Raw genomic sequence first — 12,476 nt, 5'->3', positions numbered from 1 at the left:
CTACCAGGGCAGGATGCCTGCACCGCTGCTGGCTTCGGGGAAGCCAGTGCGGACCAAGGTCCGCACCTACCTGGGCGGGATGCCTGCACGGCTGCTGGCTTCGGGGGATCCAGTGCGGACCAAGGTCCGCACCTACCTGGGCAGGATGCCTGCACCGCTGCTGGCTTCGGGGAAGCCAGTGCGGACCAAGGTCCGCACCTACCAGGGCAGGATGCCTGCACGGCTGCGGGCGCCGGTGAATCCAGGGCGCGGGGCGAAATCACCTGCAAATCCGCGCAAAAACCCCGCTGAAAAGAGTGAATTCCGGTTCACTGAAACACTTTCAGCGGCAACCATCCTTGTGCCGCAAGCCTTCTCGCCGGATACAGGCGAAACCGATGAAAAACCCGTTGTCAGGGTTGACACCGCCGAAATGGCTATGTTTCTCTCGATCCCATGCTGCAACGCCACCCGCCCCTGCGAACCGCTGCTGAAGCCGCCGATTCCGGCGCCGCATCGCTGCGTTCGCTTCTCGTGCTCGTACTTATTAGCCAGCCCACAGGTGCGGGACGAGCCAGCGTGTAAGCAGACACCACACACCGGAACTCGATCAGAAACCCGCACCCACCCAGGTGCGGGTTTTTTCATTTCAGGACCTGGTTTCACACGCAACCACTCAGCCATCCAGCCACGACCATGCATACCGCCTCCCGCAAAACCCGGACCTGCACCACCACGCCCTGCCGTGGTGGCTGTGCCCGTGCGATGCGCGGCGCCTCCTCCCCCGTTTTCCCCTGACCGGCCGGTACGTCGCTTCGACTGCCGGCCGTCTTTTTTCTTCCCAGCCAAGGAACCTCCCCCATGAGCACCAACTCCCTGCCCCAGACCAAGATCGCCGTCATCGGTTACGGCAGCCAGGGCCGCGCCCACGCGCTGAACCTGCGTGAATCCGGCTTCGACGTGGTGGTAGGCCTGCGCCCGGGTGGCCCGACCGAAGCCAAGGCCCAGGCCGATGGTTTCACCGTGGTGGCTCCGGCTGACGCGGTGAAGGATGCCGACCTGGTGGCCGTGCTGACCCCGGACATGGTGCAGAAGAAGCTCTACAACGAGGTGCTGGCGCCGAACATGAAGCAGGGCGCCTGCCTGTTGTTCGCCCACGGCCTGAACGTGCACTACGGCATGATCGAACCGCGCGCCGACCTGGACGTGGTGCTGGTCGCGCCGAAGGGCCCGGGCGCGCTGGTGCGCCGCGAATACGAGATCGGTCGTGGCGTGCCGTGCATCTGGGCGGTCTACCAGGACACCAGCGGCCAGGCCGCGCAGCATGCGCAGGCCTATGCGGCCGGCCTGGGCGGCGCGCGCGCCAACCTGATCCAGACCACCTTCAAGGAAGAAACCGAAACCGATCTGTTCGGCGAACAGGCGGTGCTGTGCGGCGGTGCCTCGGCGCTGGTGCAGGCTGGCTTCGAAACCCTGGTGGAAGCCGGCTACCAGCCGGAAATCGCCTACTACGAAGTGCTGCACGAATTGAAGCTGATCGTGGACCTGTTCTACGAAGGCGGCATCTCGCGCATGCTGGAATTCATCTCGGAAACCGCGCAGTACGGTGACTACGTGAGCGGCCCGCGGGTGATCGACGCCGGCACCAAGGAGCGCATGAAGGAAGTCCTGAAGGACATCCAGGACGGCACCTTCACCAAGAACTGGGTGGCCGAGTACGAAGCGGGCCTGCCGAACTACAACAAGTTCAAGCAGGCCGACCTGGAGCACCCGATCGAAAAGGTAGGCAAGGAACTGCGCGCCAAGATGGTCTGGTTGCAAGGACAGGCCGCGTAACCACGCGGCCCTCCCCCACCCGCTTTGCAAGGTTCCCCCATGAACTCTTCCACACACCGCAGCGCGCCGCCCAACGGCGCGCGCTGGCTGACCCAGGCGCTGGAGGCCGAGGGTGTCCGTACGCTGTTCGGTTACCCGGGCGGCACCATCATGCCGTTCTACGACGCGCTGGTGGATTCGGCGCTGAAGCACATCCTGGTGCGCCATGAGCAGGGCGCGGCGCTGGCAGCCAACGGCTTTGCCCGCGCCAGCGGCCAGGTCGGCGTCTGCGTGGCCACTTCCGGCCCGGGCGCGTCGAACCTGGTGACCGGCATCGCCGATGCGATGCTGGATTCGGTGCCCATGGTCTGCATCACCGGCCAGGTCGGCACGCCACTGCTGGGCACCGATGCCTTCCAGGAACTGGATGTGTTTGGCCTGACCATGCCCATCGTCAAGCACAGCTGGCTGGTGCGCAGCGTCGATGACCTGCCGCGCGTGGTGGCCGATGCCTTCCGCATCGCCCGCGAAGGCCGCCCCGGCCCGGTGCTGATCGACCTGCCCAAGGACGTGCAGCTGGCCGATGCCAGCCATCTGCCGGCCCATGTGCCGACCAGCGTTGAACCGCCGGCGGCCGCCGCCGATGCCACCATTGCTGAAGCCATCGCCGCGCTGGCCGCGGCCGAAAAGCCGGTGGTCTACGCCGGCGGTGGCATCGCCCTGGGCGAGGCCGTGCAGGACCTGCGCGACTTCGTCGAGGCCAGCGCCATCCCCACCGTGATGACCCTGCGTGGCCTGGGCGCGCTGCCCCCGCAGCACCCGCAGTCGCTGGGCATGCTGGGCATGCACGGCACCCGTGCGGCGAACATGGCCGTGCAGGAGAGCGATCTGCTGCTGGTGCTGGGTGCACGCTTCGATGACCGTGCCACCGGCAAGCTGGCCGAGTTCGCCCCGTTCGCCCGCGTGGTCCACATCGACGCCGACGCGTACGAAATCTCCAAACTGCGCAGCGCCGATGTCGCCGTGCCCGGCAACGTGGGCCATGCGATCCGCGCCCTGCGTGCGGCCTTCCCCTCCCCCAAGGCCCACCAGGACGCATGGCGCAAGCGCTGTGCACAGCACCGTGATCGCTTCGCCGCCCGCTACGACGCGCCGGGCCAGCACATCTACGCCCCGGCGCTGCTGAAGCGGCTGAGCGAACTGGCCCCGTCCGATGCGGTGATCGCCTGCGATGTTGGCCAGCACCAGATGTGGGTTGCCCAGCACTGCCGCTTCAACCACCCGCGCAACCACCTGACCAGTGGCGCACTGGGCACCATGGGCTTCGGCCTGCCCGCAGCGATGGGGGCGCAGTTCGCCTGCCCCGACCGTACCGTGGTGCTGGTGTCCGGCGATGGCAGCTTCATGATGAACGTGCAGGAACTGGCCACCATCGCCCGTTGCCGCCTGCCGGTGAAGATCGTGCTGCTGGACAACAGTTCGCTGGGCATGGTGCGGCAGTGGCAGGAACTGTTCTTCGCCGAGCGCTACAGCGAGATCGACCTGTCCGACAACCCGGACTTCGTGGCTCTGGCCAAGGTGTTCGGCATTGCCGCCACCCGCATCGACACCCGCGACGACGTGGAAGGTGGCCTGGCCGCGCTGCTGGCCGAGCCGGGCCCGGCCCTGCTGCACGTGGCCATCGACGCCCGCGCCAACGTATGGCCGCTGGTGCCGCCCAACACCGCCAACAGCACCATGCTGGAAAGCAATCCCGCCCACGCCCGCCAGGAGACCCCCAATGCAATACCGGCTTGACCTGGTGCTGCACCCGGCCGAGGGCGCGCTGCTGCGCGTGATCGGCATGGCCGAACGCCGCGGCTTCGCGCCGCGCGCGATCAGCGGCGCGCCAGTGGACAGCGACGAAGGCCGCTGGCACCTGCAGCTGGTGGTAGACGGGCAGCGCCCGGCCGAAACGCTGTGCCGGCAGATCGAAAAGATCTACGACTGCGTGTCGGTGCAGATCACCGCACTGGAAGGAGCCGCATCATGAACACCCGTATCGTAGAAACCACGGTGCCGGTACGGGGGCGTCTTCTTCGTCGCCCGTTCGCGCATGCGGCGCCGTGCCGCCGCCCGCAGGTGGCCCATGCCGGCCGCTGATGCCAGCACCGAAAGCGATGTCGGCGACGTAAGCGTTGCCGACGTTCTGGCTGCGCAGGCCCGCCTGCGCCGCTTCCTGCCGCCTACCCCGCTGCACCATGCCGAACGCTTCGGTACCTGGCTGAAGCTGGAGAACCTGCAGCGCACCGGCTCCTACAAGGTGCGTGGTGCGCTGAACGCGCTGCTGGCCGGCCGCGAACGCGGTGATACCCGGCCGGTCATCTGCGCCTCGGCCGGCAACCACGCCCAGGGCGTGGCCTGGGCCGCCTATCGCCTGGACGTGCCAGCCATCACCGTGATGCCGCACGGCGCACCGGCCACCAAGATCGCCGGCGTCGCCCACTGGGGCGCCACCGTGCGCCAGCACGGCAACAGCTATGACGAGGCCTATGCCTTCGCCGTGGAACTGGCGCAGCGCCACGGCTACCGTTTCCTGTCGGCGTTCGACGATGCCGACGTGATTGCCGGCCAGGGCACGGTCGGCATCGAACTGGCCGCCCACGCCATGGACGTGGTGATCGTGCCGATCGGCGGCGGTGGCCTGGCGTCCGGCGTGGCGCTGGCACTGAAATCGCAGGGCGTGCGCGTGATCGGCGCGCAGGTCGAGGGCGTGGATTCCATGGCCCGCGCGATCAGCGGTGACGTGCGCGAGATCGCACCGGTGCCGTCGCTGGCCGACGGTGTACGGGTGAAGATTCCCGGCTTCCTGACCCGCCGCCTCTGCACCTCGCTGCTGGACGACGTGGTGATCGTGCGCGAAGCCGAACTGCGCGAGACGCTGGTGCGGCTGGCGCTGGAAGAACACATCATCGCCGAAGGCGCCGGTGCGCTGGCGCTGGCCGCCGGGCGCCGCGTGGCCGGCCGCCGCAAGTGTGCGGTGGTGTCCGGCGGCAACATCGACGCCGGTGTCCTGGCCGGCCTGCTCACCGACGTCCGCCCGCGGCCGCCGCGCAAACCGCGCAGGCGCCGCACCGACGCCAACCGTACGCCACCGCGCTCGCCCGCCAAGGCCAGCGTTCCCACCGCTTCCCCTTCCCCTTCCCACCTGCAAGCCGCAACGCCCGCTGTCGAGGAGATTTCCCTGTGACCACCATCGAACGAATTACCACCCCGCGCATCCGCATCTTCGACACCACCCTGCGTGACGGCGAGCAGTCCCCCGGCTGCAGCATGAGCCCGCCGCAGAAGCTGGTGATGGCGCGTGCGCTGGACGAACTGGGCGTGGACATCATCGAGACCGGCTTCCCGGCCAGCTCGCAGTCCGACCGCGAAGCGATGGCCCTGATCGGCCGTGAACTGCGCCGCCCCAGCCTGACCCTGGCCGTGCTGTCGCGCTGCCTGCAGGCCGACATCGAAACCTCGGCGCGCGCCCTGGAAGCTGCGGCCAACCCGCGCCTGCACGTGTTCCTGTCGACCAGCCCGCTGCACCGCGAACACAAGCTGCGCATGACCCGCGAGCAGGTGCTGGAATCGGTGCGCAAGCACGTGACCCTGGCGCGCTCGTACATCGACGACGTGGAGTTCTCCGCCGAAGATGCCACCCGTACCGAGCTGGACTATCTGATCGAGGTCTCGCGGGTGGCCATCGCCGCCGGTGCCACCACCATCAACCTGCCCGACACCGTGGGCTTCACCACCCCGGAAGAAATCCGCGCGATGTTCCAGCAGGTGATCGCCGGCGTGGCCGATGTCCCCAACGCGGCCAACGTGATCTTCAGCGCGCACTGCCACAACGATCTGGGCCTGGCCGTGGCCAACTCGCTGGCCGCCGTCGAAGGCGGCGCACGCCAGGTCGAGTGCACGATCAATGGCATCGGCGAGCGCGCCGGCAACTGCTCGCTGGAAGAGATCACCATGGCGCTGAAGGTGCGCCAGGCGTTCTACGAGCAGGACACCGCCATCAACACCCCGCGCATCGTCGGCACCTCGCAGCTGCTGCAGCGCCTGGTCGGCATGCCGGTACAGCGCAACAAGGCCATTGTGGGCGCCAATGCCTTCGCCCATGAATCGGGCATCCACCAGCACGGCATGCTGCGCCACCGCGGCACCTACGAAATCATGCGTCCGGAAGACGTGGGCTGGGAAGATTCGCAGATGGTGCTGGGCCGCCACAGCGGCCGCGCCGCCGTGGAGTCGCGCCTGCGTGCGCTGGGCTTCTGGCTGGAAGAAGACGAGCTGAAGCTGGTGTTCGAGCAGTTCAAGGGCCTGTGCGAGCAGCAGCGCGTGGTAACCGATGCGGATCTGCAGACCCTGATGCAGGGCGGGTCCAACGCGCAGGGCTATCGCCTGGCTTCGATGACCATCAGCGATGTCGGCAGCCGCGCCAACGCCCTGGTGGAACTGTCCGACCCCGAAGGCAACCGCGTGGCCGAGACCGCGCAGGGCGATGGACCGGTCGACGCCCTGTTCGGCGCGCTGTCGGCCGCCACCGGCGTGCAGCTGATGCTGGACAGCTACCAGGTGCACAGCGTGGGCATCGGCGCCGATGCGCGCGGCGAGGCCAACCTGAGCGTGCGCCATGAAGGCATCGAGTACGACGGTACCGGCACCAGCAAGGACATCATCGAAGCCTCTGCACTGGCCTGGTTGGATGTGGCCAACCGTCTGCTGCGCCAGCGCCAGGCCGCCGCCAGCACCACCGAAACCGCGACCCCCGCCACCGCCTGAGGACTGTGACATGAGCGCCTTCGACACCCCCACCACGGCCTCGGCCTCGGCCGGCCAGCAGTGGAATGCCCAGGACTATGCGATCGACGCCGGCTTCGTGCCGCTGCTCGGCGGTGCGGTTGCGCGCCTGCTCGACCCGCGCGCCGGCGAGCGCATCCTGGACCTGGGCTGTGGCGATGGCGTGCTCACCACCGAACTGGCACTGAGCGGCGCCCGCCTGCACGGCGTGGATGCCTCGCCCGAGCTGGTGATCGCCGCCCGCGCGCGCGGTGTCGATGCGCAGGTGATGGACGGCCACGCGCTGGCCTTCGACAGTGAATTCGATGCGGTGTTCAGCAACGCTGCGCTGCATTGGATGGGCAACCCCGACCGCGTGCTGGAAGGGGTGCGCCGGGCGCTGCGCCCTGGCGGCCGCTTCGTCGCCGAGTTCGGCGGCCATGGCAACGTGGCCACGATCATTGCAGCGGTTCAGGCCGCACGCGTGGCCCGTGGCCACGGCGCCAGCGCGTTCCAGTGGTACTTCCCGACCGCCGACAGCTACGCCGATCGCCTGCGCCAGCACGGCTTCCAGGTGCAGTTGATCGAAACCACGCCACGCCCCACCGCACTGCCGACCGGCGTGGCCGGCTGGCTGCGGGTGTTCGCCGCACCGCTGCTGGACGACCTGCCGGACCACGCCCGCGCCACCGTGCGCGACGCCGCGGCGGCCCTTCTGGACGACCTGCCGCGTGACGCCGCTGGCCAGCCGCTGGCCGACTACGTGCGCCTGCGCGTGCTCGCCCGCCGTCGCTGACTTGACCGTTTCATACTCTTTACTGATGTTCGCTATCTCGTACTTCTGCCAGGCATACGCATGACTTCCGCACCCCGCACCCTGTACGACAAATTGTGGGACGCCCACGTGGTGGTTCCCGAATCCGACAGCGCCCCCGCCGTGCTGTACATCGACCTGCACCTGATCCACGAGGTCACCTCGCCGCAGGCCTTCACCGAGCTGCGCGCGCGCGGCCTGGCGCCGCGCCGCCCGGACCGCACCAAGGCGACGATGGACCATTCCACCCCGACCCTGCCGGCCGGTGCCGACGGCAAGCTGCCCTATGCCAGCGCCGCCTCCGAAGCGCAGGTGGCCACCCTGGCGCGCAACTGCGCCGAGTACGGCATCGAACTGTTCGACATGGCTTCGGACAACCGCGGCATCGTCCACGTCATCGCGCCGGAACAGGGCTTCACCCAGCCGGGCATGACCATCGTCTGCGGTGACAGCCACACCTCCACCCACGGTGCGTTCGGCTCGCTGGCCTTCGGCATCGGCACCAGCGAAGTGGGCCACGTGCTGGCCACCCAGTGCCTGCTGCAGCGCAAGGCCAAGACCTTGGCGATCACCGTCGACGGCGCGCTGGCGCCGGGCGTGGGCGCCAAGGACGTGGTCCTGCACATCATCGGCGTGATCGGCGTGAACGGTGGCACCGGCCATGTGATCGAGTTCCGTGGCAGCACCATCGAAGCGATGGACATGGAACAGCGCATGACCCTGTGCAACATGTCCATCGAAGCCGGCGCGCGCGCCGGCATGGTGGCCCCGGACCAGGTCACCTTCGACTTCGTGGCCAACACCCCGCGCGGCCCCAAGGGCGCCGACTTCGATGCCGCCGTGGCGCGCTGGCAGCAGCTGCGCAGCGATGACGGCGCACGCTTCGACAGCGAAGTGCGCATCGATGCCACCGACATCCGCCCCATCCTGACCTGGGGCACCCACCCGGGTACCGCCATTGCGGTGGACGCGCCGATTCCGGCCGCCAACGATGCCGCCGCGCAGAAGGGCCTGGACTACATGCACTTCCAGCCCGGCCATGCCCTGGCCGGTACGCCGGTGGACGTGGTGTTCGTCGGCTCCTGCACCAACGGCCGCCTGAGCGACATGCGCGAAGTGGCGCAGGTGCTGCGTGGCCGCCACGTGGCCGACGGCGTGCGCATGCTGGTGGTGCCGGGTTCGGAAATCGTCAAGCGCCAGGCCGAGGCCGAAGGCATCCACGAGATCGTGCGTGCCGCCGGTGCCGAATGGCGCGAGCCGGGCTGTTCGATGTGCATCGCCATGAACGGTGACCTGGTCGCCCCCGGCCAGCTGGCCGTGAGCACCAGCAACCGCAACTTCGAGGGCCGCCAGGGCCCCGGTTCGCGCACCCTGCTGGCTTCGCCGATGAGCGCGGCCTGGGCCGCGGTGAAGGGCCAGGTGGCCGATACCCGCGAACTGTTCGCACAGGAGGTGGCGTGATGGCCGGTTTCCGTACCCTGACATCGTCCAGTGTGGTGCTGGCGCAGACCAACATCGACACCGACCAGATCATTCCGGCGCGGTTCCTGTCCACCACCGAACGCGCCGGCCTGGGCCGCAACGCGTTCAATGACTGGCGCTGGCAGGCCGACGGTTCGCCGGTGGCCGACTTCGCCTTCAACCAGCCGCACAACGCCGGCCGCAGCATCCTGCTGGCGGGCCGCAACTTCGGCTGCGGTTCTTCGCGCGAACATGCGCCGTGGGCGCTGACCGACCTGGGCCTGCGCGCCATCGTCAGCAGCGAGATCGCCGACATCTTCCGCGGCAATTCGCTGAAGAACGGCCTGCTGCCGATCGTGCTGGACGAAGCCGACGTGCAGGCGCTGATGCAGCGCCCCGACGACGAGCTGACCATAGATGTGGCCGCGCGCGAGCTGCGCACGCCCGATGGCCGGGTGTATTCCTTCCCGCTGGATGGCTTCTCGCAGACCTGCCTGCTGGAAGGCGTGGACCAATTGGGGTATCTGTTGGGCCGTGTCCCTGAAATCGAACGTTACGAGAGTGAGCATGCACGCTGAGATTGTTGTCCTGCCCGGTGATGGCATCGGCCCGGAAGTGGCCGCTGCCGCGGTTGCCGTCCTGAAGGCCGTCGCCGAACGCTTCAACCACACCTTCGCTTTCAGCGAGCACGATATCGGCGGCATCGCCATCGACCGCCACGGCGAACCGCTGCCGGCCACCACTCTGGCCGCCTGCCAGGCGGCCAACGCCGTGCTGCTGGGCGCCGTGGGTGGCCCGAAGTGGTCCGACCCCAATGCCAAGGTGCGCCCGGAACAGGGCCTGCTGGCGATCCGCAAGGCACTGGGCCTGTACGCCAACCTGCGCCCGGTGCGCACCCATGAAGCCGCACTGCACGCCTCGCCGATCAAGGCCGAGCTGCTGCAGGGCGTGGACTTCGTGGTGGTGCGCGAACTGACCGGTGGCATCTACTTCGGCGACAAGACCCGCGATGCGGACAGCGCCAGCGACCTGTGCCGCTACACCGTGACCGAGATCGAGCGCGTGCTGCGCAGCGCCTTCCGCCTGGCGCAGCAGCGTCGCGGCAAGGTCACTTCGGTGGACAAGGCCAACGTGCTGGAAACCTCGCGCCTGTGGCGCGACGTGGCCGCACGCATCGGTCGCGAGGAATTCCCGGACGTTGCGCTGGAGCACCAGCTGGTCGATTCAATGGCCATGCACCTGCTGGCCAAGCCGCGCGAGTACGACGTGATCGTGACCGAGAACATGTTCGGCGACATCCTCACCGATGAGGCCTCGATGCTGGCCGGCTCGCTGGGTCTGCTGCCGTCGGCGTCGCTGGGTGAACCGGGCGCGGTGGGCATCTACGAACCGATCCACGGTTCGGCACCGGATATCGCCGGCAAGGGCATTGCCAACCCCTACGCGACGATCTTCAGCGCGGCGATGCTGCTGCGCCATTCGCTGGGGCTGGAAGCGGAAGCCGCCGCCGTCGAAGCAGCCGTGCATGCGGTGCTGGACGACGGCGTGTTCACCGCCGACCTGGCCGCCAAGGGCCAGGCGGTGAGCACGGCGGCCGCCACCGACGCGGTGTTGGCGAAGCTGCGCTGACCCATCGGCAACACCTGTAGAGCCGAGCCATGCTCGGCTCATTCGACAGCAGTCGAGCATGGCTCGACTCTACAGGTAGCAGGCAGCCACGCTATGCGTGTCTGCTTTACTTGGTCGTGTACCCACCGTTGACCAGCACGGTCTGCCCGGTCATCCACCAGCCATCGGTCACCAGGAACCGGATCCACGGCACGATATCGGCAATGTCGGTCAGGCCGGTACGGGTGAACGCCGACAGCGCCGCTGCAGTCTTGTGATACGCCTGCGCATCGGCACTCTCTGCCGGGTAGAAGAACGGCGTGTCCATCGGGCCCGGACCGATCGCGGTCACCGAGATGCCGCGTTCGCCGAACTCCTTCGATGCTGCACGGGTGAAGTGCTCGACCGGCGCCTTGGTGCCGGCGTAGCTGGAGTAGAACGGCGTGTAGGCACCCAACAACGACGTGACCAGGGTGCAGATGCGGCCGCCGTCGTTGACGTGACGGCCGGCCTCCTTGAGGAAGAAGAACGCGGCCTTGGCGTTGACCGCGCTCATCTCGTCGTACTCCGCTTCACTGATCTCCAGCATCGGCTTCTTCAGCACTTTTCCAACCGTATTGATCGCGATATCGGGCCGACCGACCGCCGCCACGGCATCGCCAAACAGGCGCTCCACCGCTGCCGCCGAGGTCAGGTCACCCTGCAAGGCAATGGCCTTGCTGCCAGCAGCCTGCACGGCGGCGACAGTGGCCTCTGCGTCGGCCTGGCTGGCGGCGCTGTTGTAGTGGACCACGATGGCGCTGGCGCCCTGGGCGGCGAAATCGCGGGCAATCAGCCCACCCAGGTTCTTGGCGCCACCGGCGATCAGCACGGTCTTGCCCTTCAGGGAATGGTCGGTCATGGCGTCGGTCTCGGGAGGGGGCTGCCCGGGGTGGCAACCCTGCCCTGACGACGATATCGTGCGGAAAAAGCGGATAAAGCCCGCCACATTGACTTAACTTTCCAGAGCCAGCGAACAATGGACCGGATCGATCGCTTCCGCATCTTCACCCGGGTCGTTGAATGCGCCAGCTTCACCCGCGCCGCCGACCAGCTCGGCCTGCCCCGCTCTACGGTCTCTGCGGCGGTGGCCGAACTGGAACAGCGGCTCGGCACCCGCCTGCTGCAGCGCTCCACCCGCCGCGTATCCACCACCCATGACGGCGACGTATTCCATGCACGCTGCCTGCGCCTGCTCGCTGAAGTCGAAGACGCCGAATCACTGTTCCGCCAGGACGACGCGCAGCCGGTAGGCCTGCTGAAGATCGACGTGCCCAGCCGCATCGGCCGCCGCATCATCGCCCCGGCCCTGCCCGACTTTTTCGCGCGCCATCCGCAGGTGGAAGTGGACCTGGGCATGACCGACCGCGCGGTGAACCTGATCGAAGACGGCTGCGATGCGGTGCTGCGGGTTGGCCAACTGGGCGATTCCAGCCTGGTGGCACGCACGTTGGGAGCGCTGGATTTCGCCAACGTGGCGTCACCGGCTTACCTGCGCGAGAACGGCGTGCCGCAGCAACCTGCCGACCTGCAGCAGCACCGTGCGGTGAACTACGCCTCGCCGACCACGGCGCGGGTGGAACCATGGGAGTGGCAGGAGGGCAGTCAGCTGCGCACGCTGCCTATGCCCGGCTGGGTGCGGGTGAACAGTGCGGAGGCATCCATCGCCTGCTGCGTGGCCGGGCTGGGGCTGTTGCAGATTCCCCGCTACGACGTGCAGGAAGAACTGCGCTCTGGCGCTCTGGTGGAGGTGATGCCGCAGTACGCGGCACAGCCTTTGCCGGTCACCCTGCTGCTGCCACATCGGCAGCACCGTGCGCAGCGTGTGCAGGTGTTCATCGAGTGGCTGCTGCCGGTATTGCGGGAGGGTCTGCAGCTTCAGTAGATCCACGCCATGCGTGGATGCAGCCATGCGTGCCAACCAAGGTTGGCACCTACCAAGCGGTAGAGCCAC

11 protein-coding genes are annotated in these 12,476 nt (G+C 68.0%); 10 read left to right on the top strand and 1 reads right to left on the bottom strand.

Features of this window, described 5'->3' with window-relative positions:
• Positions 1 to 840: 840 nt before the first annotated feature.
• From ilvC to leuB, 9 genes are all read left to right on the top strand, one after another.
• Positions 841 to 1,815 (top strand): ketol-acid reductoisomerase, encoded by a 975-nt coding sequence (gene ilvC, locus G4G00_RS07270; RefSeq protein WP_108754076.1) that lies wholly within the window; start codon positions 841 to 843, stop codon positions 1,813 to 1,815.
• A 39-nt stretch (positions 1,816 to 1,854) separates the two neighbouring features.
• Complete coding sequence (ilvG, locus tag G4G00_RS07265; protein ID WP_108754077.1) at positions 1,855 to 3,591, top strand: acetolactate synthase 2 catalytic subunit; 1,737 nt, start codon at positions 1,855 to 1,857, stop codon at positions 3,589 to 3,591.
• Positions 3,575 to 3,826: an ACT domain-containing protein gene (locus tag G4G00_RS07260; protein ID WP_108750606.1), complete on the top strand. Its 252-nt coding sequence runs from the start codon at positions 3,575 to 3,577 to the stop codon at positions 3,824 to 3,826. Before ilvG ends, G4G00_RS07260 begins: the two co-directional genes overlap by 17 nt.
• Before the next feature lie 96 nt (positions 3,827 to 3,922).
• On the top strand, positions 3,923 to 5,023 hold the full coding sequence (locus G4G00_RS07255; RefSeq protein WP_164272180.1) for a threonine dehydratase: 1,101 nt from the start codon (positions 3,923 to 3,925) through the stop codon (positions 5,021 to 5,023).
• Positions 5,020 to 6,603, top strand: a complete 1,584-nt coding sequence (locus G4G00_RS07250; RefSeq protein ID WP_108754078.1) for a 2-isopropylmalate synthase — start codon at positions 5,020 to 5,022, stop codon at positions 6,601 to 6,603. Before G4G00_RS07255 ends, G4G00_RS07250 begins: the two co-directional genes overlap by 4 nt.
• Positions 6,604 to 6,613: 10 nt before the next feature.
• The gene (locus tag G4G00_RS07245) at positions 6,614 to 7,396 is read left to right on the top strand and encodes a class I SAM-dependent methyltransferase (RefSeq protein WP_164272177.1); all 783 of its coding nucleotides are present in this window, start codon (positions 6,614 to 6,616) and stop codon (positions 7,394 to 7,396) included.
• A gap of 60 nt (positions 7,397 to 7,456) precedes the next feature.
• Positions 7,457 to 8,875, top strand: coding sequence for a 3-isopropylmalate dehydratase large subunit (gene leuC / locus G4G00_RS07240; protein ID WP_164272175.1), 1,419 nt, complete (start codon positions 7,457 to 7,459; stop codon positions 8,873 to 8,875).
• Entirely contained in the window at positions 8,875 to 9,453 is a 579-nt protein-coding gene (leuD, locus tag G4G00_RS07235) for a 3-isopropylmalate dehydratase small subunit (RefSeq protein ID WP_006390726.1), read from the top strand. Before leuC ends, leuD begins: the two co-directional genes overlap by 1 nt.
• A complete protein-coding gene (leuB, locus tag G4G00_RS07230; protein WP_164272172.1) occupies positions 9,443 to 10,504 on the top strand; it encodes a 3-isopropylmalate dehydrogenase in 1,062 nt (353 codons plus the stop codon). The genes leuD and leuB overlap by 11 nt, the downstream gene beginning before the upstream one ends.
• Positions 10,505 to 10,610: 106 nt before the next feature.
• On the opposite strand, the gene G4G00_RS07225 is transcribed toward leuB, so the two are convergent.
• Positions 10,611 to 11,384 (bottom strand): SDR family oxidoreductase, encoded by a 774-nt coding sequence (locus G4G00_RS07225; RefSeq protein ID WP_108754083.1) that lies wholly within the window; start codon positions 11,382 to 11,384, stop codon positions 10,611 to 10,613.
• Between the two features lie 117 nt (positions 11,385 to 11,501).
• Here G4G00_RS07225 and G4G00_RS07220 point away from each other — a divergent pair, with 117 nt between their 5' ends.
• On the top strand, positions 11,502 to 12,407 hold the full coding sequence (locus tag G4G00_RS07220; RefSeq protein ID WP_108754084.1) for a LysR family transcriptional regulator: 906 nt from the start codon (positions 11,502 to 11,504) through the stop codon (positions 12,405 to 12,407).
• The last annotated feature ends 69 nt before the right edge of the window (positions 12,408 to 12,476 follow it).

The organism is Stenotrophomonas sp. B1-1, from assembly GCF_010894375.1.
Taxonomy (GTDB): Bacteria; Pseudomonadota; Gammaproteobacteria; order Xanthomonadales; family Xanthomonadaceae; genus Stenotrophomonas.
The sequence above is the reverse complement of the archived record's forward strand: the minus strand, read 5'-3'. Positions and strand labels throughout refer to the sequence as shown.